24 protein-coding genes, 1 pseudogene and 1 riboswitch are annotated in these 23,681 nt (G+C 57.3%); of the genes and pseudogenes, 8 read left to right on the top strand and 17 right to left on the bottom strand.

The window, feature by feature from the left end; translation table 11 throughout:
- The first annotated feature begins 6 nt into the window (after window positions 1-6).
- A complete protein-coding gene (locus W02_RS14415; protein WP_173048882.1) occupies window positions 7-3,189 on the top strand; it encodes an efflux RND transporter permease subunit in 3,183 nt (1,060 codons plus the stop codon).
- A 12-nt stretch (window positions 3,190-3,201) separates the two neighbouring features.
- Here W02_RS14415 and W02_RS14410 read toward each other — a convergent pair whose 3' ends face one another.
- The 17 genes and pseudogenes from W02_RS14410 to W02_RS14330 form a co-directional block, all read right to left on the bottom strand.
- Window positions 3,202-3,534 carry an SCP2 sterol-binding domain-containing protein gene (locus W02_RS14410; RefSeq protein ID WP_173048881.1) on the bottom strand — a complete coding sequence of 111 codons (333 nt, stop codon included), beginning with the start codon at window positions 3,532-3,534 and terminating at the stop codon, window positions 3,202-3,204.
- A 61-nt stretch (window positions 3,535-3,595) separates the two neighbouring features.
- Window positions 3,596-3,940: pseudogene (gene speD / locus W02_RS14405) on the bottom strand (S-adenosylmethionine decarboxylase); the annotation flags it as partial.
- A 414-nt stretch (window positions 3,941-4,354) separates the two neighbouring features.
- The gene (locus W02_RS14400; RefSeq protein WP_173048879.1) at window positions 4,355-5,299 is read right to left on the bottom strand and encodes a hypothetical protein; all 945 of its coding nucleotides are present in this window, start codon (window positions 5,297-5,299) and stop codon (window positions 4,355-4,357) included.
- Window positions 5,300-5,371: 72 nt separating this feature from the next.
- On the bottom strand, window positions 5,372-5,776 hold the full coding sequence (locus tag W02_RS14395) for a hypothetical protein (RefSeq protein WP_173048878.1): 405 nt from the start codon (window positions 5,774-5,776) through the stop codon (window positions 5,372-5,374).
- 548 nt (window positions 5,777-6,324) lie between these two features.
- Window positions 6,325-6,648: a PilZ domain-containing protein gene (locus tag W02_RS14390; protein ID WP_173048877.1), complete on the bottom strand. Its 324-nt coding sequence runs from the start codon at window positions 6,646-6,648 to the stop codon at window positions 6,325-6,327.
- 84 nt (window positions 6,649-6,732) lie between these two features.
- Window positions 6,733-7,095, bottom strand: coding sequence for a DUF1499 domain-containing protein (locus W02_RS14385; protein ID WP_173048875.1), 363 nt, complete (start codon window positions 7,093-7,095; stop codon window positions 6,733-6,735).
- A 46-nt stretch (window positions 7,096-7,141) separates the two neighbouring features.
- On the bottom strand, window positions 7,142-8,206 hold the full coding sequence (locus W02_RS14380) for a DUF2914 domain-containing protein (protein ID WP_173048873.1): 1,065 nt from the start codon (window positions 8,204-8,206) through the stop codon (window positions 7,142-7,144).
- A gap of 181 nt (window positions 8,207-8,387) precedes the next feature.
- Complete coding sequence (locus W02_RS14375) at window positions 8,388-9,449, bottom strand: hypothetical protein (protein WP_173048871.1); 1,062 nt, start codon at window positions 9,447-9,449, stop codon at window positions 8,388-8,390.
- A 27-nt stretch (window positions 9,450-9,476) separates the two neighbouring features.
- Window positions 9,477-10,124 carry a hypothetical protein gene (locus W02_RS14370; protein WP_173048869.1) on the bottom strand — a complete coding sequence of 216 codons (648 nt, stop codon included), beginning with the start codon at window positions 10,122-10,124 and terminating at the stop codon, window positions 9,477-9,479.
- Window positions 10,125-10,220: 96 nt separating this feature from the next.
- Entirely contained in the window at window positions 10,221-10,880 is a 660-nt protein-coding gene (locus tag W02_RS14365) for a hypothetical protein (protein WP_173048867.1), read from the bottom strand.
- A 48-nt stretch (window positions 10,881-10,928) separates the two neighbouring features.
- Window positions 10,929-11,306, bottom strand: coding sequence for a hypothetical protein (locus W02_RS14360; RefSeq protein WP_173048865.1), 378 nt, complete (start codon window positions 11,304-11,306; stop codon window positions 10,929-10,931).
- A gap of 54 nt (window positions 11,307-11,360) precedes the next feature.
- Window positions 11,361-11,696, bottom strand: a complete 336-nt coding sequence (locus W02_RS14355; RefSeq protein ID WP_173048863.1) for a hypothetical protein — start codon at window positions 11,694-11,696, stop codon at window positions 11,361-11,363.
- Window positions 11,693-11,980, bottom strand: a complete 288-nt coding sequence (locus tag W02_RS14350; RefSeq protein WP_173048861.1) for a hypothetical protein — start codon at window positions 11,978-11,980, stop codon at window positions 11,693-11,695. Before W02_RS14350 ends, W02_RS14355 begins: the two co-directional genes overlap by 4 nt.
- Before the next feature lie 108 nt (window positions 11,981-12,088).
- Complete coding sequence (locus W02_RS14345; RefSeq protein WP_173051495.1) at window positions 12,089-13,429, bottom strand: FAD-binding protein; 1,341 nt, start codon at window positions 13,427-13,429, stop codon at window positions 12,089-12,091.
- 5 nt (window positions 13,430-13,434) lie between these two features.
- Window positions 13,435-14,544: a cyclopropane fatty acyl phospholipid synthase gene (gene cfa / locus W02_RS14340; protein ID WP_173048859.1), complete on the bottom strand. Its 1,110-nt coding sequence runs from the start codon at window positions 14,542-14,544 to the stop codon at window positions 13,435-13,437.
- Between the two features lie 52 nt (window positions 14,545-14,596).
- Window positions 14,597-15,514, bottom strand: a complete 918-nt coding sequence (locus tag W02_RS14335; protein WP_173048857.1) for an acyl-CoA desaturase — start codon at window positions 15,512-15,514, stop codon at window positions 14,597-14,599.
- 869 nt (window positions 15,515-16,383) lie between these two features.
- Window positions 16,384-16,589: riboswitch (cobalamin riboswitch) on the bottom strand.
- Between the two features lie 45 nt (window positions 16,590-16,634).
- On the bottom strand, window positions 16,635-16,931 hold the full coding sequence (locus W02_RS14330) for an antibiotic biosynthesis monooxygenase (RefSeq protein ID WP_173048855.1): 297 nt from the start codon (window positions 16,929-16,931) through the stop codon (window positions 16,635-16,637).
- 350 nt (window positions 16,932-17,281) lie between these two features.
- On the opposite strand from W02_RS14330, the gene W02_RS14325 reads away from it, so the two are divergent.
- From W02_RS14325 to W02_RS14295, 7 genes are all read left to right on the top strand, one after another.
- A complete protein-coding gene (locus tag W02_RS14325; protein WP_173048853.1) occupies window positions 17,282-18,172 on the top strand; it encodes a polyprenyl synthetase family protein in 891 nt (296 codons plus the stop codon).
- Between the two features lie 102 nt (window positions 18,173-18,274).
- The gene (hpnA, locus tag W02_RS14320; protein ID WP_173048851.1) at window positions 18,275-19,258 is read left to right on the top strand and encodes a hopanoid-associated sugar epimerase; all 984 of its coding nucleotides are present in this window, start codon (window positions 18,275-18,277) and stop codon (window positions 19,256-19,258) included.
- Between the two features lie 31 nt (window positions 19,259-19,289).
- On the top strand, window positions 19,290-20,120 hold the full coding sequence (locus tag W02_RS14315) for a carotenoid biosynthesis protein (protein WP_173048849.1): 831 nt from the start codon (window positions 19,290-19,292) through the stop codon (window positions 20,118-20,120).
- A 12-nt stretch (window positions 20,121-20,132) separates the two neighbouring features.
- Complete coding sequence (locus tag W02_RS14310) at window positions 20,133-20,753, top strand: c-type cytochrome (RefSeq protein ID WP_173048847.1); 621 nt, start codon at window positions 20,133-20,135, stop codon at window positions 20,751-20,753.
- A gap of 29 nt (window positions 20,754-20,782) precedes the next feature.
- Window positions 20,783-21,142, top strand: a complete 360-nt coding sequence (locus tag W02_RS14305) for a DUF5666 domain-containing protein (RefSeq protein ID WP_173048845.1) — start codon at window positions 20,783-20,785, stop codon at window positions 21,140-21,142.
- 65 nt (window positions 21,143-21,207) lie between these two features.
- On the top strand, window positions 21,208-21,603 hold the full coding sequence (locus tag W02_RS14300; RefSeq protein WP_197742022.1) for a phage holin family protein: 396 nt from the start codon (window positions 21,208-21,210) through the stop codon (window positions 21,601-21,603).
- A gap of 71 nt (window positions 21,604-21,674) precedes the next feature.
- Window positions 21,675-23,498 carry an ATP-binding protein gene (locus W02_RS14295; RefSeq protein WP_173048841.1) on the top strand — a complete coding sequence of 608 codons (1,824 nt, stop codon included), beginning with the start codon at window positions 21,675-21,677 and terminating at the stop codon, window positions 23,496-23,498.
- Window positions 23,499-23,681 lie beyond the last annotated feature (183 nt).

Raw genomic sequence — 23,681 nt, 5'->3', positions numbered from 1 at the left:
CATTTCATGTGGCTCACGCTGCTGGCATTGAGAAATCGGATCGGTATTCTCATGTTGTCGCTGGCCATGATCGTGCTCGGAGCATCCTCGCTCAACCGCCTGCCGGTCGATCTCTTCCCGAACATCCAGGTCCCTGTGGCCTTTGTGGGCGTCATTTATAAAGGCGCTCCCCCCCTCGATATCGAACAAAGCGTGGTTTATCCGATCGAGAAGGCCGTCAGTTCAGCTTCCAACGTCGAACACGTGGAATCATTTTCCAAACAGGGGATCGGTGGCGTCCAGGTCTGGTTCAATTGGGGCGCGGACATCAACGTGGGCCAGATGGAGGTCATGCAGCGGATCACGCAGATCCTCAATAGTCTTCCGCCTGGAATCCTCCAACCCTTTATCGTCAAGTTTGACGTCTCAAACATCCCCGTGGCGTTTGTCACGGTGGCCAGTGAGTCGCTGGACGAACGGGCGCTCTACGATCTGGCCTATAATACGATCGCCCCTCAAATAGAACAGATCGCCAACGTCGCCGCCGCGACGGTCGAGGGCGGGAAGATCCGACAAATCAACATCAACCTGGACCCCGCGCTGCTCAACGCCAGGGGACTTTCGATTCTGGACGTGGTCAAGTCCGTGAAAGCAGCCAACTTGATTCTGCCGTCGGGAGACATCAAGGCCGGGAACCTTGACTATAACGTCTTTACCAACAATCAGTTCCGCACGGTCGAGCCGATTCAGGACGTCATCGTCAAAGTCAACCAGCAGGGCAATCCCGTGCGTGTGCGGGATCTCGGGTCTGTCACGGACTCATCCGATATCCAGACCAACATCGTCAGGACCGATGGCAAACGCGCCGTCTACTTGCGGGTGAACAAACAGCCCATCGCCAATACGGTCGGGGTGGTGGATGCACTCAAGGAAGCCCTTCCCAAGATGATTGGCATTCCGCCTGGAGTCGCCCTGGGCATCTCGTTCGACCAATCCGTGTACATTCGCCAATCCATTCAGAATCTGATCGAGCAGGCGTTGCACGGCTCGCTCCTGGCGGCAGCGGTCATTCTCGTGTTCCTGCGTAACCTCACCAGCACCCTGATCATTTCGGTCGCCATTCCACTGTCGATCATGGTGACGTTCATCGTGCTGTACTTTACCGGGCAGACCTTGAATGTATTCACTTTGGGCGGGCTGGCCTTGGGCATCGGCCGCCTGGTGGACGACTCGATCGTTGAACTGGAGAATATTCAGCGCCATCTCAACACGAATTCACGTCGTTGGGAGGCGATTCTCGATGCGGCTCGCGAGGTCGCCATGCCAATCCTGGCCTCCACGGTGACGACGGTCGTCGTCTTCCTTCCGATCTTTTTCGTCGTCGGCATCGCCAGGCTGCTGCTCATCCCGCTCACCCTGACGATCGCCATTTCGCTGTTCACTTCCTTTTTCGTATCTCGCACGGTCACTCCGGCACTATGCTTTAAGTTCCTCAAACCCGAGGACGACGCCCATCGGTCCATGCCCCAGTGGTTTGTCGGTCTGATGATGTGGAGCCGCGACCGGTACGAGTCTCTCGACCGCGGATATGAAAATTCGCTCAGGTGGGTCCTCGTGCATCGGCGGGTATTCATCATTGGCATCATATTCATCTTCGGGGCATCCTTGGCCTTGATTCCGAAAATCGGGACGGAGTTTCTTCCGGTATCGGATGAAAGCCAGTTCCGCATCGTTCTCCGCGCTCCGGTGGGACAGCGGGTGGAAAAAACCGAACAGCAGGTCGCCGCAGTCGAACGGATCATGCGCGAGCAGATCCCGCCGCATGAGCTGGAGACGATCGTCTCCAGTACCGGCGTGCTGGCTCAGGGCCGCTCTTCCCTGTTCAACCCGAACACCGGTCCCCATACGTCGGTCATCTCCGTCTATCTGACGGCTCCGGACAAGCGGACACGCAGCCAGGTGGAAATCATGAACGACGTCCGTCCCAAAGTCCTCAAGCTGTTTCCTGGTGTCGCGATGTTTTTCGATCCCGGGGGGCTCGTCAAGCGCGTGACGAGCTTCGGCTCGCAGAAGGCCGTGGACGTCGAGATTTACGGTTATGATTTTGAAAATGCCCGGCAAGTCATCCGGGAGGTCGAAGGATTAATGCACCGGATCGAAGGCTTAGCCGACATCGAGGTCAGCCGGGAGGAAAATTACCCGGAGATCAACGTGGTGGTAGACCGGGAGAAGGCCGCCCTGTTGGGCATCAGTGAAACCGACGTGGCCAATGCCGTGCTGTTTTCCTTGAACGGAAACGGGCAGACCGATCCGATTATCTTCACAGACCCGCAAAACGGGAACGAATATTACATCAGCGCATGGCTCGCCGAGGAACACCGGAAGGATCTGACGGACATCGAGAACATTCTGCTGACGGCGAGAAACGGCGAACCGGTGCTGTTAAAAAACGTCGCGTCGTTGAAATTAAACGCCGGGCCGGTGAAGATCGACCGGAAATACTTTCAGCGGGTCGTTCACATCACCGCCAACCCGGTGAACCGTGATCTCGGCGCGATCGCCGATGATCTGGAGGCGGGCTTTGCCCAATTGCAACTGCCGACGGGCTTCAACGTCCAATTGGCCGGCCAGATTCAACAACAGCGTGAAACCTTTCAGGGTCTTCTGTTTGCGACCATCCTGGCGCTCATGCTTGTCTATATGGTCATGGCTGCGCAATTCAAATCCCTGGTCGATCCATTCATCATCATGTTTTCGGTTCCCATGGGATTTCCCGGTGTCATTCTCGCCCTGTTTCTGACGGACACTACCCTTTCGACTACCTCGATGATGGGAATCATCATGATGCTCGGAATCGTCGTCTCAAACGGGGTCTTGTTGGTGGACTATACCAACGTCCTGCGGCGAAAAGACCTTGCACTCCATGAGGCCGTGGTGACAGCCGGGCGGACGAGGCTTCGTCCCATCCTCATGACATCGCTGGCCACCGTCTTCGGCCTGCTTCCGATGGCCATCGGCTGGGGAACGGGAGGCGAGACGAACGCGCCACTGGCAAGGGCCGTCGTCGGAGGGTTGAGCGTCTCGACGCTTCTCACGCTGTTTCTGGTTCCGACCGTCTACATGATCTTAGAAGAGCGATTCCCCCGGCCTCTCCCTGGAGAAGAGCCCCGGGAGAGCGCTCTTCAGGCCGAATTCCCCGTCCCGGGTTGACCGGTCGGGAGCTCAGGCGACACCCGGGAACAACGACTTCAGCTGCATTGCAAGGCCGAGATCGCCGCTGACTCTGAGCCGTCCCGACATCGCGGCAGCCGGACCGCTGAGTTGACCGTTCAACACCTTCATGCAATCCTCTCCCGCCATCGACAAGGTGACGTGCGGATCCTCATGCAGGCCCTCGGTCACCTCACAGGTTCCCTGCCGTATCGTGACGATGTACTGACCACCTTGCGCGCCGCTCAGATCGAACTGATAGATCGCTTCGACCTCCTCGGCAGCCTCGACATCCAATTTGGCCGGGAGGGATCGAAAGAATTCTTTCACGTTGGTGGCTTTCATGAAGAAGGGAGGGCGGCCGTCCGGTCCGGGAGCCGCGAGCCCTGCGGCTCCCGGGAATGACCTAATACCGAAGCGTGACGGTGGCCGTACTGCGTTGCGCCCCGAAAAATTGTTTGGAGAACGCCTCGACAATGGCAGGGTCATAGCCCTTGCAGCTGAAAATGTCGAGATACGCGTTGTTGGTGTCGTTGGCGAAGTGGCCGCTGATCAACGAAGTCGAGATCAGCTGCACCATTGAATACCCGGCGACCCGTCCTGAGCCGAAATTGACGACCTGACACTCGCCGAAACGCTTCATGTCGATGAGTTCGCAGAGCTCGACGACATAGCGGCGGATGTGGTCCGCATTCCGGATCAACTCCGGATTGCAATCTTGCAAATCAACGGCGGTACAGAGTCCCCATGCTTTTCCCTCACCGACCATGTCGTGCGCTTGCACAGGTGAGGAAACCGCCGGGGCATGGGACGGCAAAATCGTCTCATCGGAACCAACGGGAACGCTCATAGGGCTGTCCGCCTTTCTGTATGTGGGTGAGGAAACCAACGCGCGGGAAATTTCCTGCACTATACCATGATTTTTTTCGGATGCTACGAGAAGCGGATATTTTTTCGCTCGCGGAGGCCCGGAGTCAATCAGTTGACAACTTTCTCCACGGTCGGGGACAATGCAGCACATGACAGTCGCTCAAACCCATTCCTCAGGTACCACCCCAGCCGCCGAACCTCCGGACCGCTTTTGCACCTGGTGCAAGGTTCCGATGAAGAAACGGCTGGTCGCCAGCGGACAGTTCGTCCATTACACCTGCCCCAAGTGCATCTTTCAGCACACCACTCGACTGGGTCCGAAACCGGGATCTCCGGCCCACTGATTCATAAAGAACGGGCTTCTCGCCAGTGGCGAAGCCCGCGGGCACGTTCGAAGTGAGCGGCGTGATTGCCAATACAGAACGCATGCCACGTACCTGTTCAATCTTTGGCCATTGCGGGGAGCCGGTTTTGCCATGCGGGCTTGATCGGCTGGTCGGCGCAATTCGCAGGGATGAATCACAATGGACCTCCGCTTGAGACTCCTTCTAGCATTTGAAACCCACGGACGCCTCCCATTGGAACTGCGGTTCCACTGATTTTTATTCACCGTTCCAGGCATCGCAACGTTCAATCGATATAGCACGGGTTGCTCTCCATAGACGTTGGCGTCGTTAAACGCCTTGCAGGAGCGATACACCAACGCCGTGCCGTTGGCCATGATCGTATACTCGTTGACCTCGGTGCTCGGATTCACGGCCTTGAACAGCAGCGTGCTGGATCCAGGAGCGGGAAACGCCGCTCTGCGCAATTCCGTGTTGGTCAAATAGTAGTCAAAGAACCCTCCCTGCAAATTGACCTGTTCAGAGCTCATGTAGACGACGCTCGAGCCATCGGGAGTCAGAGCCAATTCCCTCACCTGCTGACCAGTTCCCAGCGGACTATTGAGTTTCGGCCTTGTTCCCGGGATTGCAAACAGCGCCCGATACAACTCGGTCGTTCGCTTGGATTGGGACCACCACAGGTACACGATGCTCGTGCTGTCCGGGGTCACCGCCACGATATCCCTGACAACCAGACCTGGATCTGCCGGATCATCGAGCCTCGCACAGGACCCGGACGCGGCAAATGTAACCAGACAGACTTCGTCAACGGAGGAGGCATAAGGATTTCTGACATACACCACACCGCTGTCATCCGGGACAATTGCAAACGGTTTAATCCTGTCATTCGGTGCCAACGGCTCATTTAAAATGAAGGCAACCTGCGGGGCGGAAACATCCACATAGTACAACCCATTATGAACAGACCCTCATTCGCATAGACCACGCGGGTTCCGCCGGATACAACCGCAAAGTCTGAAATCGATGCCGTGCACGCCGGCGTCAACAGAATATTGTCTGACGGATGTGTAAATCGTTTTGAGATAGAGTTTGCTATGATTTCCGTTTCCAATCAGCATTACCACGCCGGACGCATCGGGCATCAGTTTATACCCCACCAGATATTGATCGGCTTCGAGGGGCAGGTTCAGGTCTATTCCCTCACCCGGCTGATCAAACGTCCTCCGCAAAAACTTCTTCCAGTAGAGATGTCGATTGGCAAAGGCGTACACCACGGCGCGACTATCGGACGTCACTTGATACTCGACGACTTCGTTGTCAAACGTTACTGGAGGGTTGAGCTTGATGCCGGCGCCTGGAGCTGCAAACCGCACGAAAGAGATTTCCCATAGATCGATGTCTCCCTGCGGTCGATGGTAGAGACTAACTCGTGGTACACCACGCCGGAGCCATCCGGTAGCATTTGGAAATCCAAGATAGAATTCCCAGGCTGCAGTGGTGGATTGAGTTTTACGTTAGACCCGGCCAGATATAATTCGTTGATCCCGTCGATTTCTTGATCCGCCATGCACACAACGGAACTCGCTGATCCCATCCCTGGCGCCGGTGCAGGGATTCCCGATTGCGGAGCCGAATCGTTGCCCCCGTTACTGCACGCGGCGATCAACAGCCATACACAGGCTGCAAGGAAGAAGTTTGCTTGTTCGCCCAGACCCCGGGGAGGATCATGGGAAGTGAAAGCATCGAACGGTTCATGAAGATGCCTCCGATGATATGCGCAGGGGAAAAAGCCTAGAGTAGGAGGTTCGACGCTGTCAATAAATCCCAAAGAGGGATCCGCCTGGAGCGGCGAATCGGAGTAGATCTAGGTGCATTTGACACTATTCACCACACACAGAGCGGTCGCACGTCGTTCGTTGGGCTAGCGTGAGGAGAATTGCCGTTGGATGCGTTCATCCAGGATCTGAGTCAGTCGTTCCTGATTTTCCACGGTAATCGCCGTGATTTTTGCGCCAAAGCGCGGGGACCTGACATGCGCAGGCTGAATCGTACAGGACAGTGCCTGCCCCCGACCGAGATCTATGGTCAACTGGAGGCTGTCTCCCGTCTTGACGAACATCCTGCTTTCAATTCTCATCCCCGACTCGCTGACGTCGAGAACGGTACAGGAGGCCGAGAGCGAGCCCCTCTGCAGTTGGCCGCTCCGTCCGACATCCATCCGTGAATGTTTACGTTTGAATCCCACGCATCCCTCTCTCAGGAGCACCCTAACAAATACGCCGGTACTCGCAAAGCAATTGCGAGCATACGATCCCGACGTCGGACAGCATCACATCTTTCCCGCTACCAGCCGCCGAATGTCCTCCATGCGGCGCCGGTTGACGCCGAAATCGCCGTACCCGACGCGCGATGCGGATCGAAAGTGAACGGTTTTCGTCTCGGAGTCGAAAAGGAATTCCACATCGTCCACGAATCGCAGGAGCAGGCTTGTAAATTCGTAGTGCAAGTACAGACCGTCCTGTTCTACGAGGCGTGTCCGGGGCAACGTTCCAATCGCCGATTTGAGCACCTCCATCGCTTCGGCCGGAGACCGTTGGAAATTCAACGGACGAATGGCATGCCCCTCGTCTTGCGCCTGTGTCGATACGCAATTGGGGCTTGACGGACAGGAGGTGAGTGATCGCCGGTTCATGGTTGAACTCTATGCCCTGCACCGCCCCTCCGCAACCGGCAACGACCTAATACAAGAGAGTTGTCAGGAGAGGAGACCCACCCGGCTGATCGACCACCTTCACCGCAACCCGTCCGATGATTCTCCCGTCTTCCGATTCCACGTCCACGCGCCAGTCGCCGGGATCCAACTGCTGCTTGAACGTGTAGGCTCGATAGCCGCCCTCGCGACCCCCTGAAATCTTCACCGGGATCCGGTCCGCGTGCGTGAACGCCCTCCCGGCCTTCTCCCGGTAGTACCAATGATGATAGACGGTCGTATTGAGCGCCACCGGAGCGAATACCGCCGTGAAACAATAGATCGGCTCGTGGGCGGGGAATGTCGTGTCCGATCGCTTCCAGACTTCGAACCATTTCCTCTCATACGACAATTCAAACGACCCATCTGTCTTTTTCACCTCATGGTAGATCCCCCCGAACTTCAGAGACAAAGGAACGGGAGGAATCCAATTCATGAAGTAGAATCCGATAAGAAGACCGATAAGGGCGAATGCCGGCGCGATGACGCCGATTGCTTCCCGGCGTGATCGATCCGGGTTATCGCGGTAGACCAGATGAACCACGCGCGAGGTCACCACTGCGCTGAGAACCGCACCCGAGAGGAAGACGAGACTGTTCATAGAGCCGGTGATGACGGGGAGGAAAAAGGTGAAGAACGCAAAGCACACGAGCGCGTACAGGCTGATCAGAAGTCGAAGGTTCGAGAGGCGGTCACGCAAAAACTCATTGGCAACCAGCAGGCCGACGAGTAACCCCAGGAACACCGCAGTCCCGGTCAATGTGGCACTACGCGAATAAAAAATTGCATAGGCGCTGAACAGGCCTCCCATCAGAAATTGACTCGCCATGGGATAGTAGGGACGGGTTCGCAAGACCCAACGGGAAAATGGTGTCAACGCAGCGAGTTGATCACGGTCCGGCGGTGGTTCGATGCCCAGCCGTCCGGTCAGCACGACCATGATTCCCAGCAGCAGGATGTAGACCAGTAGCAGAAGATTGTCCTGCAGGCGGTCGATTCTGGTCAGTGTCACCGTGTCGTAGATCACTCCCGACAGGAAAAACACGGCGGGCATGAACGGTTTGGCAAGGAAGGATCTCAGTGCGGAACTCGGGGACATCCGGCTTAAGGTTTCAAGATCCTGCCGAATTGTCAAATAGAGAGGGAAAAGTTGACGGGTCCATAATCATGACGAAGAGCGTCGTGCCGAGTCTAGGCGGGCCATAATGGAAGCGGAAGTACCCCATGGCCCTCTGTCAGACAAAGGCCGGCAGCGGCGCATAGCTCACCTCGTGCCCAAGTAGTCGTTCCAGCCAATGTTCCATATGCTCTTCAGGCAGTGGCGCGCGGTTGAGACGCACTTCCAGATGGAATCCTGCTTCAGTACCCATGATACCCACGATGGCAGAGGCGTCCTCGCCGTCCGGCACTAACTCCTGAGTTTGGAATTCACATAATGTGGCGTAGAGCCGTCCCTCCGTTTCGATTATCGACCGGATCTCCGGCAAGTCATCAAGCGGGCAATGGACTGAGCATCGGTAGGCCAGGCGGGGCGTCGGCTCGAAGGCGGCGAACTCATTGAGTGCCGTTTCGTTGAACCCGGTCAGATATGCCCTGACGCCGGCCGGCTCAGGGGCAAAGGTGGCTGCCAGCCGGCTGGCGGGAACCAGAAATTCGAACGCATCGGACGAGTTGTACTCGAATTGGCATGGACCAAACGCATCGGGCCAGGAACAGAAGAACGGCACGGCAGGATCCGAGGGACGGAGGGTCACCTGAGAATGGTCAATGGCCGTCTCGACGGGCAATTCCAACGTCGTGATCGCTTCGAGGAATGCGGCTCGCCGCTCGTCCAGCCAGCGGCCCCGCTGCGCGTCACCTCGGGTTTCGCCCGGGCTGATCACCTCGGTCGTTTGAAGGCGTACCCGCACAAACGAATGGGCATGGCGAAATCCCAGCCAAAGCATGCTCCGGCTCTCGTGACACCTCAGGGGTTCCCGTATGCGCCACGGGTGGCTGATCGAACAGTATGTTCCAACGTCTTGATGGCGCTGGTAGACGGTGTGGTAGGAACCGGACAGGAGGAAAAAATCGCCACGCCATCCTTCCCGTATATGGATGAGCGTGACATCTTCGGTGGCCCAAGCGTCAAGCTCGTCGAAATCTTCCGGTGACTCGACCGTCCATTCTTCGACGTAGCAGATGACGTCGTTGGCCGGAGCCGCCGGCTTCAATCCCAGGGCGGCCAATCTTTCTCCGACGGCAAGAATCTGCCCGAACGTCAGTGGCGCAATGGTTTCCCAGCGACGCTCGCGCACGACTGTCCTCCTCCCGCCTTCACGCGATCACCGGCTTGGCCTGACAGCCCGTTGAGAAATTTTGGTGTCCTCCAGATATCGGTCGAGGGTGTCTTTAACGGTCGCAGTGAGTAATTTCTTGACATCTTCCTCGCTGAACCAGAAGACCGTGTCACTCTGCGCCCCTTCGATAGTCCGGTTCGTGACCGTCCGGTCGGTGTTGTTCCTGGCCGAAATCGTCAATTTGCTGCTCGTCGTCAACGCGGTTGAAAACACCCGGCTCTTGGCGTTGGCGGATACGTCCAGAATTTGTCCCGTAATGACAATGTCGGCATCGGTGGCGGATCCCGCCGGCGCGACCCGCGCGTCCCATGAGCGATCATGCCAGCCTCGGGTCCTCAGGCGCTCGGCCATGGCCTTGGCGTACATCTCTCCGGGCTTTTCGCCGGTCACATTGAAATACGTGACACCGCCCCACAGATGAGAGCGCATCCCGACGCGATTTTTTTCGACGCGGCGGTCTTCAAATGGCTCGATGACGATCTTGACGGCTTCCGGCTCTGCCATTTGCGCCGGAACCTGCTTAGGGGTCACATCGACGTGTACAGTCTGCCCGGATCCTCCGCAGCCAACGACTGCCAACACCCCTGCCATGCATAGCACTCGCGCGACCGACCGCATCCACTCATTGTCCACGATAACCTCCTTCTGCGTCAGCGCACCGCGTTCAACTGAACCATAATCATAGGGCGACCGGGCGCTAGTCTACCGAAATACGTCGGCATGCACAATTCAGGATTTGACGGTCACGACGGACCGCATAGCCGAAAACGCCTCGCGTACGACTGCGTCGAGACGACCTTCCCGAATCAGCAAATCGTCCAGGGGCACCACCCTCATCAGTTTGATGAACGACCGCTCGGCCATGACCGCGGCGATGGTCGCCTTTCGATCGTGAGAAACACTCACGGTATACCCTTCTCCCCGTTTCCATTCCCATAAGGTCGGCGCCGTCGACAGTTCGACGCCTCGGCCCGCCACGGCATGGAATCGGTCGACAAGATTCTTCTTGTACTGCTTGATCCGCTGTCCCTCCAGAATCCACGCGACGACGACGTGGTGCCCCCACCAGAAGAGCGTGCGGAAGGTAAACTTGTCCACACCGTGAAAGTGCTTGGGATAATCGAGATACTGATACGGGCAATCTTCCAGATGTTCTCCTTTGACGAACTGTACCGCATTGCGGTCAAAGCGATCCGGATACAACAATCCAGTCGTCTTCAGTTCGTCGTCGAGCATCTGCTTGACCATTTCGAGTTGCGCGCGGATCTTCTCGGTGATCTTGGATTTTTTGCGGAAGAGTTGCCCGTCCGACACCAGCGCAAGCTCCTCCTCGTTCAACGACAGCGAGCGTTCTCGGCCGGCCGGATGCCCGGGGGATAACGAGGTCATGAGCGTGATTTACGGAATTGACAGGTGAGCCATGCCGTGGCGGTCATTTCATTTTTGATGCGTTTCAAACGATGCCACCACGACGACATAGTGTCGGCGGCACTCAGCGCAACGGATCATGGCCAGATCTTCGAACACGTCCATCGACCGAAGAGAAAGCTCTTGGGCATGGGCATGCAGACACTCTGCGAAACGGGATGGTCCATCGGTCGAGACGGGGCGGTCAATCGCCGGATCATCCACTTGATCCGGAACGGCCGATGCACGGAGTGCAATGCTGGATACAGCCAGGTGGTGAGCAAACCGGCAGGAGCTGCAACTCAGGATGAGCGTGTTGCCTTCGGCCATCCGTTTGACTGCAAGGCATAGAGGATGGACCGACCAGCATTGCTGAAGAAATGCACCGCTACGAAAGACCTGCGCCACGACGCCTGTACCTCTCTGATGGTCGTCCCTGCGGATGCCGCCGAGATGGCGACGCTACAGTTTCCACAACGCCAACATCAGCGCCACGCCGGCGAGGTACGGGATGATGCAGGCATACAAGACCGCAGCCCGAGCCTGTTCGGGTGAACCTGATCTTGCCCGCTGCTCCTTGTACACAAACTCATAGGACAGTACGAGCAGTGTTAAGGTCAGGGCAAGCATGCGGCTCGTTCTCGGCCAGGTATAGTGTCCGCTGATGAAAAAATTTGCGCTGAAGAAGCCGCTGAACGACAGGATCAGCGGAGCCAGCACATAGCGGACGGCAAACGCAAACGGATGGTGCCAGGCGGGGTGGTGCTGAGCAGGGTGGGTAACGGATTTCGAGGTCACGAGCCGACAGCGACCGGATGGTCCGTTGAAATCCCTGGGTTAGAACCGGCGATTTGAGCCGCCCGGCATGTCTTGCAGACGCGCGGCCGGGCCTTCAGAAATGAGACCTTTCCGCTTGCAAGACAGCTATAGTGAACGAATTCATCACAGACTGTGCAGCGGGACCACCCGCCACGCAAAATCGTCTTGTCCCGATACAGTCCCTGCTTGCAGACCTTGCAATGCCGAGGTTCGATCGGAAGCAGCATCGGCTCCCAATCGCCTCCCGCTTTCCTGATGCTCATGGTCACGGATTATAGCCAAGGGGCCCGCGGAATGACAAGCGGCAGGCAACGGGCTGATGAGGATCTTATGCGCGAGAGGGACGCGATGATGCCTACTAAGCGTACGATCTATTGCTTGAGCACACATTTTTCATACAAACCCTTGAACTGTCCTCGAGGATCATAGCGCTCCTTGAGCATCCCATACTGAAGACCGTTGTACAGCCGGTCGAACTCGTCTCTTGAATAGAATGAATTGGAATACAGTGATTTGTGGCCTTTTAATTCGCGGACGGTTGCTTCGATCATGCGATTGTAGTGCCCATCGCCATGCGCGCTCTTCACCGTGTCCCAGAAACCGAAATTCACATAGAGTCTGCGTGAATCCATGGGGTACAGCGTATAGGAGACCGAGGGATCGCGGGCGGCGACCGGACACAGCCAAACCGGTTTTATGCCGATCGCCTCATTGAAGAATGTTGCAAACCGCCCCGCCTCTTCAATCGGAATCTCGACGTCTTGGATGACGGCTTCCTGCCGGCCTTGAAGCACTCCCAAGGCCAGTTGTGCCACGCGGGAGGCGTGCGCACGCTTCCAGACGCTCCAGTACACCGTCGAGTTCAGTCTCTGCTTGCCCCAGAGCCTTCGCATCAGGGAATAGTGCAGCAGGAAGTGTTTGGAACACCAGAACCAATCGGTGTCCCAACGCCAGAGGTAGTCATGCACGGTCAGGTAGTCGGTGGTCCGTTCCGTGATTGACCGGTAGTACATCTGCAGATACGTGTAGTCGCTGAGCCATTCCGCCTGATCAACGAACTCTCCGGTGGTCAGATAGAAGGTCCTCCCGTCGAACATGGTGCCGTCCACGAAATCCACGGCGCCATCGCGGCAAACCTGCGACATGGTTTCAAAATACTGAGCCGGATCGGCATACCGACGGTGCGTGAGGCGCACGAACGGCTTCACCGGCACCAGTTCAATGACGACGCGGAGCGCGTATCCCAGCGTTCCGTAAGAATTGGGAAATCCGAAAAAGAGATCGCGATATTCGTTTTCGCGGTCGGCGACCGCGACCGTTCCTCCGGGGAGCAGCACCTCGAGCTCCCGCACGGTCTCGTGCACGAAACCGTATTTGAACGAAGTCGACTCGATGCCGATGCCGGCGATCGCTCCTCCGATCGTGATCGACTTGAGCTGCGGTACGACAGCCGGCATCAAATTGAACCGCAGTGTTTCCCTCACCAGATCATCATAGGTCGTCAATGCCTCGACGTCCGCCGTCCTGGCTGCTTCGTCGACACGAATCACATGGTTAAACCCGCGCAGGTCGAGACGGTGTCCTCTGTCTGAAGGACGGTGCCGGAATAGATTGGAGGTAGGCTTGTCCAGGGTCAGAGGACCGATATGGGCGTTCCGTGCATCCGCAATCGCTCGCGCACGCTTTTCGGCATACGCTTCAAACGCTATCATGTGGGTTATCGCACCGGCTCGTAACCGCCGAGCACCCCCTGCTTCGACATCACGATCTGCCACAAATGGATCCGGCGGGCGCGGAATGCGCCAGCCAAGGACAGCAGGTAGTAGCGCCACGTCCGGTAGAACCGCTCGTCGAAGGACGTCTTCAATTCCTCCCAGTGGCGGTCGACGTTGTCCTGCCAGGCCACCAGCGTCCGGTCATAGTCCGGACCGAAATTGTGCCAATCCTCCATCACCAGGAGATCATCCATCGCCGCACTCAATTGCGCGACGGAGGGCAGCATGCCGCCCGGGAAAATATACTTGTCGAACCAGGGATCGGCTGTCGAAACCGACGCGTTGTTCCCGATCGTATGCACCAGACAGAGTCCCCGTCGCTTGAGCGAGCGGTGAATGGTCTGCATCAGCGTGCGATAGTTCTTGTATCCGACATGCTCGCACAGACCGATGGCCGCGACTTTGTCGAATTCGCCGCGAGCCTCCCGGTAGTCCCCGTGGACGATCTCGACGGGAAGCCCTTTGCACCATTGACGGGCGTACGCAACCTGCTGGGCCGAGATGTTGTATGCGGTCACGTGGCATCCATATGTCGTCGCGGCATAGTGGGCAAACCCTCCCCAACCGCATCCCAGTTCAAGCACCCGGTCACCTTTTTGAAGGCGCAACTTCCTGCAGATCAGGTCCAGCTTGTGTTCCTGCGCGGCCTCCAGGTCCTGCGCCCGTTTCCAATAGGCGCAGGTGTACTGCATCCGCGGACCCAGCATCTTTTCGTAGAATGCGCTGTCCAAATCGTAATGCTGCTGAGCGACTCTCTTCGAGAGCCGCTTGTTCTGCATATTGAACAAGCGTGCCTTCAGCGCGTTGATGACCAAATGCTTGTCGACCACGGCCTGATCCAGCGGCACGCTGTGGAACTTCGAAAAAAATTCATCCAGGCGTCCAGCGTCCCACCACCCGTCCATGTAAGACTCGCCCAAGCCCAACGATCCCTCGGCCAGAACGCGGCCGTAAAACTTGTCGTTGTGCACCAGGATGTCGCCGGGCTCCATGCCGTTGATCCGCACCCTGGCTTTTCCAAGCAATTGTTCGATGACTTGTTTGTGTTTCATGATGGTGATCCCTCGGATGGCGGCCGGTCTGTACCGGCCCAGAACTCTCAGGCTAGCATGGAACGATCGGCTTACGCCGGTCGAGGGATTGAGATTGAGCAAGTGACTCGGCCGCAATGGTCGCGGCCCTGATGTAAGGTGGGGGCGTGCGCAAATCCCACACAAGACCCAGCCATGAAAGGACGATCAACACGTAATAGGAAAAATCCACCTCCCACCAAAACCATCCTTGATTGGCCGTCGATTGATAGTGGTGATGGTTGTTGTGCCACCCTTCGCCACAACAGAGGATGGCCAGGACGACATTGTTTCTGCTCCCGTCACCAGACCGGTACCGGACTGTACCGACCAGATGAGTCAACGAATTGATGAAGAACGTGCAATGATAGAGAGCGGTGGTCGAGATGAAAAAGCCCCAGACCAGGCCAGGGAATCCCCAGAACACATACATCCCCCCCGCGTAGAGCAGCGGAGGGATGAAATAGAAGCGGTCGAGAAACTGGAGTTCCGGATAGCGCTTCAGGTCTTTGACCAAGGTCAAGTCCGTCCGGACATGGTCCTCCGAAAGGATCCAGCCGACGTGCGAGAACCAAAATCCTCGCTGCAACGGCGAATGGAAATCCTCTTCGCGATCGGAATACTTGTGGTGATGCCGGTGGTGGGCCGCCCACCACAAGACCCCCTTTTGAGCCGATGTCATGGCGACAAACGCCAGCAAGAACTGGAACACACGTCCGGTCTTGAATGAGCGGTGTGAAAAGTATCGATGGTAGCCGGCTGTCACACCGACCATCCTCACGTAGTAACTCCCGATGGCGAGCCCCACCCACTCCCATCGGACACCGGTCTGAATCGCGAACAAACACAACACATGGATGGCAAGAAAGGGAATGGCATCCCAATACCGAAACAGATCCATCCAGGAACGCTCAGAAACCGCACCGGCGGTTTGAGAGTGCGCAGTATTCATATGTCGTACCTCACGTTCCTCAATCGACGCACAATAACAAGCGGCTACTTGACGCACAATAGGGCGTCCAGTAGCCTCTTCCTCGCCAATGACTGGATTTGTATAATTTTTTGACGATGCGCTACCCGAGTACGGTGAGGGCAAGATACATCGCCGCCATACGCCATCTGACCTGCCGAATATTCAATCCTTCACGAGCATCCCGGAGGACGCATCGTCTGTGAACTTGATCGTCTTGATATAGCCCATCAGTACCATAGGAATAAAGAGAAAACCGAGCCCCCTCCCATAACATCCCTCGTGAGTAGCAGGAGACCGTCGGTCGAGGCAATAGCCCTCTACGGTCTTTTGGGTGAAAGACCTGGGCTTTGAGGGCACCTGATCAGGGCTTCACACAGGTAAATGGCAAGGGCATACTCCTGCCCTTCACGGTCCCACCGAGGTGTACAGAGGCAGCCGTTCGGATGGCGATCACACCAGCGGCCTCATACTATTTCAGGTATTCCTCCTACCCCCTCGAAAACAGCCTTCATGTGCGTGCAATCCAGCGCGCAACGGGATTCTCCGATTACAGCGGTGTGATGATCAGGGCAATTCCGTCCAATTAACCACTGATAAGCTTCATAATCGCCTTAGAGGTATCCGGTCAATATTCACGCTGTCGGCTGACGCCTTGCGAATAGGCGCGAGAGGTTGAGGGCGACCGAAGTATCTGTCGAGGAAACGCACGACGCTTAGGAGACCTTCACCCCGCGGGTGACAGGAAATCGACGGGGAAAACAGAGAACGGAGAGAGAAAAAGGAATCCGTGCCAGCTCAGACCCATGGATCTCCCGCGAGGTTTCCAGGTCAACACAGCGCCTGGTGTCTCTCCCGCACCGGATGCCGGCAGGTCTTCGGTTTGCGAGTTCGGATTTCGCCGTGTTCCTAACTTTCCACCGCTTCCCGACTCGGAGGAGTCAGTGCGCATCGTGGAGTCGTTCTCGCTTACCGCTGCGGGACAGCCCCGGATTATCACGGGGTTCCCTCGTTGCTCTCCAAAATGAATCAGAGAACCAGCAATGGGGCCGGAGTGTAGAAGCAGGCCGACCCAAGGTCAATCACGCGGCAGGACATCGAATCAATACTCGAATGCAACCTGATACAGTGCGGGAACCATCTCGACGCCGAGTTGCACGAGCTTGGCTTTCATCGGCGTCACGCTCTTCTCGTAGGCTTTCCAGTAGACATCTTCGTTTTCCCATATCGCCACATTGATGAAATTGTACTTGCTATCGGGTTTGAGACTCCGGTGAAACTTCCCGCTGATGAAGCCGGGCTGCGACGTGATGTCGGCCTTCACGTCCTGCCACCATTTGGTGAACGCTTCTTCCTGGCCTTTGGGAACCGTGAACACATTGATCAACGTGACCGGCATGCTTGACCTCCCATTGTTACCATAACAGTTTGTACAGTTCATTTTATTATGCCGTGACCATGCGGAGATGTTAAAGGGGACAATGTCGACGACATGCGGATGCAGCAAGCAGGCGCTCACGCTCACTCTTGAGGAAGAAACGTCAGGGTGCAGATCCTGTCACGGGCAACCTACCCTCGTGCTCGCTCGCATTCAATTGTTTAGGGCACGGAAGCACTTTCAATCTGCTTCTTATCGCTTTGAAACATTCTTGCGTGGCCTCCCTCGCTCTCGTTTGACTCCCCCAAGACCCGTTTGCTACTCTCCGCGCGGGTCTGACAATTTTTTTCTCACGAGAGCCCGTTATCTCCATGAACATCAAGGACTATCTCGAACTGAAACGGCTTGAGGTCGATCATTTCCTGGATCACGTGGCGCCCGCGGCCGCCGTGCACCCGCTCACCTTGCACGAGAGCATGCGGTATAGTCTGATGGCGGGCGGCAAACGCATCCGCCCGATTCTGGCCATCGCGACCGCCGAGGCGGTGGGCTCATCGCCTCCGGGACTGATGGCCGTGGCCTGTTCACTCGAGCTGATTCATACCTACTCCCTCATCCACGACGATCTTCCTGCAATGGACAATGATGACTTCCGTCGCGGCAAACCCACCAACCACAAGGTCTACGGCGATGCGATGGCGATTCTTGCGGGCGATGCGCTCCTCACGCTGGCGTTTGACCTTTGCAGCAGACCCGATCTCATGAAAAGATGCCCGCCGGAGCGGCAGGTCCGTTTGATTCAGGAATTGGCACACGGGTCCGGCAATCTGGGAATGGTGGCCGGGCAGGTCCTGGACATCGAAGCCGAGCATCGCGACATCGACCTTCCCACCCTTCAAAATATCCATAAGCATAAAACCGGCATGCTGATACGAGCGGCAGTGCGGATGGGCGCGATCGCGGCAGGGGCCACTGACCGACAATTGGACGATGTGACCGGCTATGCCGAGGATATTGGACTGGCGTTTCAAATAGCCGACGACGTGCTGAACGTCACGGGGACTCGCGAGGAGCTGGGGAAGAATCCCAATACCGATGCGGAGCGGGGCAAGAAGACCTACCCGGCATTCTATGGTGTAGAGGGGGCAAAACGGCTCGCGGACGAGTGCGTGACGCGGGCGATTGACCGACTGCATGCGTTCGGAACCTCGGCTGACGCGCTTCGCGACATCGCCCGATATATCACTTCGCGGAAAAATTGACGGCCCTTCGCAGACGGCGTCTTCTCGTTCATCGCGCCCATCGTCGCAGCGCATGTCCCGCCACACTGCGATGCCGCATAACACACTCGGCGACGACCACCTATGAAGGTACTTGTCACAGGAGCCACCGGATTCGTTGGGGGTGCGGTTGCGCGGGCGCTTTCACGGGCGGGAACCGACGTCCGTGTGATGGCGCGTTCCGACTCCGACTTTCACAACTTGGACGGTGCGTCGGTGGAACGGGTGCCGGGAGACCTTCGGGACCCGTCTTCGCTTCGAGCCGCATTACGCGGATGCCGGCAGTTGTATCACGTGGCTGCTCACTACGCGCTGTGGGCGAAGGATCCGTCTATTTTTTACGAGATCAACGTCACCGGCACGCGAAATCTGCTTGAGGCCGCACGATCACTTGACTTGGAACGCACGGTGTATTGCAGCACTATTGGAGCGATCGGACTGCCCCCCGGCGGAGGCGTGGGCACCGAGGAGACGCCCGTATCGCTCGATCAAATGGCGGGTCATTACAAACGATCCAAGTATCTTGCCGAGCAGGAAGTTCTCAAGATGGCCCGCGACGGATTCCCGGTCGTGATCGTCAACCCCAGCGCTCCGGTGGGTGAAGGCGACGTAAAACCGACGCCTACGGGTCAGGTCATTGTGGATTTCATGAAAGGCCGGATGCCGGCCTACATCGAAACCGGCATGAATATCGTCGACGTTGACGATGTCGCAGCCGGACACCTGTTGGCCATGCACAAGGGACGGATTGGTGAACGATACATCCTCGGAAATGCCAACCTCATGTTGCATGAGGTGTTTGAGGTGCTCAGCCGGCTCACGGGAGTTCGGGCCCCGACGATCAAGCTTCCCAGACTGGCGATACTTCCGCTGGCCTATGCCAACGAGTGGATCGCACACCTGACGGGCCAACCGCCGCGCATCCCGCTCGAAGGCGTGAAAATGGCGAAGTACAAAATGCACTACGACTGCAGCAAAGCCATCCGCGAGCTCGGATTACCGCAGACTCCTCCCGAAGTCGCCCTGGGAAAAGCCGTGCGATGGTTCAGGTCGCACGGATACGCCTGACCATGCGGGCCATCGGTCGACCGGATTGCTGATGGATGTCTTTTTGCTGTTCCTCGGCACCATCGTCTTTCGTCCATATGTATTTGTGTTTCTGGCCGCTTTTCTCTTCTCTGCAATCCGATTGATCGGCTGGCCGCGAACCTGGAGATTCTGGCTCGTCAGCTGGATCACCGCATTCATCTGTGAATACAGCTCCACCCGGACCGGCATACCCTTCGGGTGGTACCACTATAATGGATCGACCGTGGGGCAAGAGCTCTACCTGTCGAACATTCCCTTCATCGACTCTCTGTCCTTCAGTTTTCTGCTGTATGCCGCATACTGCATGGCGCTGACGTTTCTCCTGCCGATCACGACCAACCGGGAACGAGAGATCGGGCCGGCACGAATCACCATGGATCTCCACACCCGAACCTCTTGGCAGACACTTGTCCTCACCGCCTTGTTTTTTGCAGGTATCGACACCGTCATCGATCCGGTGGCGCTGCGGGGCGATCGCTGGTTTCTCGGAAAGATCTACTACTATCCGGATCCGGGTGTTCATTTCGGCGTGCCGATCGCCAACTATCTCGGCTGGATCACGGTGGGCGTTCTGTCATTGCTCTGCTATTTTCCACTGGACCGTGGTCTTCCTCCACAGCCCTCGTCTCCCTCTATGACGCCTCGCCTGCTGTTGGGAGCCGGCCTGTATTATGGCGTCCTGACCTTCAACCTTGCCGTCACGTTCTGGATCGGTGAAACTCTGCTGGCAGTCGCTGGGATATTGACCTTCCTCATTCCGACGGTCCTCCTATGGCTGAGAATCTTTCCGCCATTGGCCTCACATCGGACCGGTGGCATTGAGTCCGATAAGTTTGTATAGTGTCGAAGGGCTATGAAAAAAAAGATTGTGGGCCTGTTCGTCATTGTGGTCATCGCCGCTGTATTGGCCTTCAGCTGGGTGGCCTACCGGCTCTATGCGACAGGATTCAGCGCGAAAACCGAGCCGCATGTATTGGAAGTCATGGCGGCAAGACAGATTCGCCACCTGGCAATCCCCATCGCACAGCGGAATGCATTGAACCCGGTGGTGTTGACTCCGGACGTTCTGAAAGAGTCGCTCGCGCATTTCGCCGATCATTGCGCCATTTGCCATGCGAATAACGGCGGCGGCAACACGCCTATCGGCAAGAACGTGTATCCCAAAGCGCCGGACCTGCGCCTGTCCGACACCCAGTCGATGTCCGACGGCGAATTGTTTTGGGTCATTCATAACGGAATCCGTTTTACCGCGATGCCGGGCTGGGGCGAGGGAGAGCCGGAGAAAGACCTCGACAGCTGGAAACTTGTTCACTTCATCCGCCATCTCTCGAAACTCACACCTGAGGAGTTGGATGAAATGGAGTCGCTGAACCCGAAATCCCAGCACGAGGTGGAAGAGAACGAAGCCTTCGACAAATTTTTAGAGGGAGACGAATCGGCCGCCGGCCACTCCAGCGGCGGGCATCACCATTGATCTCAAAGAAGAAGGAGACTCGAACGACCATGCTGCATCGTTTCATCCTGGCTTGTACATTTTTGCTGTTTTCCACGACTGTGTTCGCCCACGGCAGCGGCCTGCATGTGCTCGGGACCGTCACCGCCATCGACAACGACCATGTTGAGGTGAAGACTCAAAAGGGCACAAATGTCACCGTCAAACTGACGAAGGACACGCGCTTCAAGCAGAAGGGCAATCCGAAATCCACGGATCGGCCCACTGTCGGCGACCGGGTCGTGGTCGAAGCGACGAAGGACGAGAAGGTGCTGATCGCGACCGAAGTGCATTTTTCGGTTGGAAAGCGTCTCCCCTCCGCAGAAGACGCGCCAGCCGCCGGCGCACCCTCTGCCGGTCACGGTCATTAAGGGACATGCAGATCGTCCAGTTTGCATCTGCATACCCTTCATCCTCGGACGGAGGTTTGTCCGACGTGTTCACCCGGATCTTGATTACCGGTATCGCGGTCTTCCTGGCTATTTCGATCGTGCCTGGAATCGAAGTCACCAGTCTGAGCGCCGGCTTCGCTGCGGTACTCGTTCTGACTCTGCTGAATGTCTTGCTCCGCCCGATTCTTCTCGTGCTGGCGTTCCCGCTGATCGTGCTGACGCTCGGCCTGTTTCTCATCGTGTTGAACGCCCTCTTGCTGGAGCTGACGGCCTATTTGGTGAAGGGGTTCATCGTCACCGGATTCTGGCCGGCCGTGGGCGGTTCGATCGTTATCAGCGTGGTAACGGGTGTGCTGACATTCTTGGGAACCGATCGCCGTATAGTAGAAGTCCGCTCCACGGAACCGCGGCAGCCGAAAATCATCAACCCGCCGGAATGACCCGCCTCCACTTTCCGTTGAAATGGGTGGTGGCCGTTGCTACAATGCGCCTCCAATGATCGACAGAATTTATGGCGCCATCTTCTATACCCGACAAGTCCCAGCCTGAGACCCATCTGCAACGGACGCTCACCTCGGTCTTGAACGAACTGCCCGTGGACTCCGCGCTGGCAGCCGTCTATCACCGGGAACAGGGACCGCTGGTCGCACATGCTGCGCGGGGATTCACCATTCGTGACGTCAGAGCCATTCTTCGCACGCTCTCCGGACCCCATATGGTCGACGGCTCGACGCGCGATCAGGACGGCAGTCGTACCATGCGTCTGCGGATGATCACGCCGGGAGCCAAATCCCTCCTGGCCATTCCACTCAAGCATCGCAATCGTACCTACGGCTGTTTGGTCATCGCACGAAAAGAGAGCGCGACGTTTACCAAGAAGGAAAAGGGATTGATGGATCAGGCCGGCGAGGATGTCTCGAAGGCCCTGGAGCGCGAAGGGCTCTTCAACATGAATGTGGTCCTGAGCCGTCCGCTGGTGATGAACGAACCGGCTGCCGCGCCATCCCCTGCCGAGCTGTACGCCGCGCCGGTCTCGCAGCTGACCCCGGAGTTGCAAGAACAGATTCTCTCGGTGCTCGCCGAAGCCAATCAGACCGTGCCGTATGATCGTGCCTGGGTTTGCCACTATGATCCCATGGCCGGCAACGTGGAAGTTCTTGGCATCGCCGGCGACTTGAAAGGGGAACAGAAAGACGGGCGCAAGGAGATGAAGGCCGGCCAACGGCTGACGCTGGATAGTTCCGCCGCCGGGTGGGCGATCCGCCACCGCAAGCCCCGTGTGGATCATGATTTGGCATCGACTCAAGGGCGCTTTCTCGATCACAAACAACTCTTCAAGGACCGCTTTCAATCCTCTCTGGTCTTTCCCTTTTTCGTGCGGGGCCAGGTGGGAGGAACGTTAACGCTCGCATCGCGCGAGGCCGGCAGATATCAGCCGACCGATGCGCGGACACTGGAACCGACGATTCTCAAGCTTGCCGACCTGCTTCAGGCTCCGGCGCCGGCCCCCGTCGCTCCGGTACCGGTGGCCGGAGAGGACAGCGCAGCCACCGCCCCGTCGGCACCTCCCGTCGCGCCCCTGGAGCCCGCAATCAGGAAGCAGGAGCGACAGGCGGCTATCGGAGAATTCAGCGCCTTTCTCGCCACGGAGGTGCGGGAACCACTCGCGTCGATCCGTTCCCAGTTGGAAGAAGTCACCACTGAAGGCATTTTGGATTTCGACCCTCAAACCCGGGTCGAAAATGCGATGCGCGATCTCATGCGGGTCGAAGTGATCCTGAACGAAATTCTGGATTTCGCCAAGCCATTGGAGCTGAACCGTCGCCTTGTCCGAATCCCCGAAGTCATCGAAAGCGCCCTCACCGTTGTCGCGACCGATCTGGAAGTCACGAGAATCCATGTCGCCAAAGAATATGCGCAGGTCCTTGCTCCCGTCCGGGGAGATGAGGCCAAGCTGCAGCAGGTCTTCCTCAGCATTTTCAAGAACGCCGGGGAGGCCATGACACCCGGAGGGCATCTGACGATCCAGGTGACCCAGCATCGGGCCGGCCGCGGCATCGAAGATCAGATCGTCATCAAGAACGATGGGGCACCGATCCCGCCAGAAATCGTCGATAAAGTGTTCGAGCCGTTTTTTACGACCAAGAAAGCCGGGACCGGCCTGGGACTCGCCACAGTCAAGAAGATTATCGAGGAGCATGGAGGATCCATCGCCATCGGCAGCGCCCCGGGTGAAGGGACGTCGGTCACGATCCGACTGCCGGGTGTGAGCCGCGGGCCCGCCTTCCGGCATCATCGCGGCCGCCCGAGACGGCCGATTCGACGCGGGACCTGATGCTCTTTCAGGTTTGACGTTCTCTCTCTCCCGTCACCACCACTTGCTCATGCCGACATGTGGCCCTGACTCGTCGCTGCCAAGGCACTGGACGTCAATTTTCATCGGAGGTTCACCCTTGACAGGTCTCCCCCCCTATGGCTATCATTCGCCCACTTGATTCGGCTTTATGACGGAACGTAA

Source organism: Nitrospira sp. KM1 (assembly GCF_011405515.1).
Classification (GTDB): domain Bacteria; phylum Nitrospirota; class Nitrospiria; order Nitrospirales; family Nitrospiraceae; genus Nitrospira_C.
Note: the sequence above shows the minus strand (reverse complement) of the source record. Positions and strands in the feature narration are given on the sequence as shown.

Bases quoted from the DNA above. Each gene is read 5' to 3' on its own strand.
- W02_RS14335 (WP_173048857.1), bottom strand. From the start codon at position 15,514: ATGAATACTGCGCACTCTCAAACCGCCGGTGCGGTTTCTGAGCGTTCC.
- W02_RS14410 (WP_173048881.1), bottom strand. From the start codon at position 3,534: ATGAAAGCCACCAACGTGAAAGAATTCTTTCGATCCCTCCCGGCCAAA.
- W02_RS14365 (WP_173048867.1), bottom strand. From the start codon at position 10,880: ATGACCTCGTTATCCCCCGGGCATCCGGCCGGCCGAGAACGCTCGCTG.
- W02_RS14315 (WP_173048849.1), top strand. From the start codon at position 19,290: ATGGATGTCTTTTTGCTGTTCCTCGGCACCATCGTCTTTCGTCCATAT.
- W02_RS14330 (WP_173048855.1), bottom strand. From the start codon at position 16,931: ATGCCGGTCACGTTGATCAATGTGTTCACGGTTCCCAAAGGCCAGGAA.
- W02_RS14415 (WP_173048882.1), top strand. From the start codon at position 7: ATGTGGCTCACGCTGCTGGCATTGAGAAATCGGATCGGTATTCTCATG.
- hpnA (WP_173048851.1), top strand. From the start codon at position 18,275: ATGAAGGTACTTGTCACAGGAGCCACCGGATTCGTTGGGGGTGCGGTT.
- W02_RS14325 (WP_173048853.1), top strand. From the start codon at position 17,282: ATGAACATCAAGGACTATCTCGAACTGAAACGGCTTGAGGTCGATCAT.
- W02_RS14385 (WP_173048875.1), bottom strand. From the start codon at position 7,095: ATGAACCGGCGATCACTCACCTCCTGTCCGTCAAGCCCCAATTGCGTA.
- W02_RS14305 (WP_173048845.1), top strand. From the start codon at position 20,783: ATGCTGCATCGTTTCATCCTGGCTTGTACATTTTTGCTGTTTTCCACG.
- W02_RS14295 (WP_173048841.1), top strand. From the start codon at position 21,675: ATGGCGCCATCTTCTATACCCGACAAGTCCCAGCCTGAGACCCATCTG.
- W02_RS14345 (WP_173051495.1), bottom strand. From the start codon at position 13,429: ATGATAGCGTTTGAAGCGTATGCCGAAAAGCGTGCGCGAGCGATTGCG.
- W02_RS14380 (WP_173048873.1), bottom strand. From the start codon at position 8,206: ATGCCCGCCGTGTTTTTCCTGTCGGGAGTGATCTACGACACGGTGACA.
- W02_RS14310 (WP_173048847.1), top strand. From the start codon at position 20,133: ATGAAAAAAAAGATTGTGGGCCTGTTCGTCATTGTGGTCATCGCCGCT.
- cfa (WP_173048859.1), bottom strand. From the start codon at position 14,544: ATGAAACACAAACAAGTCATCGAACAATTGCTTGGAAAAGCCAGGGTG.
- W02_RS14350 (WP_173048861.1), bottom strand. From the start codon at position 11,980: ATGAGCATCAGGAAAGCGGGAGGCGATTGGGAGCCGATGCTGCTTCCG.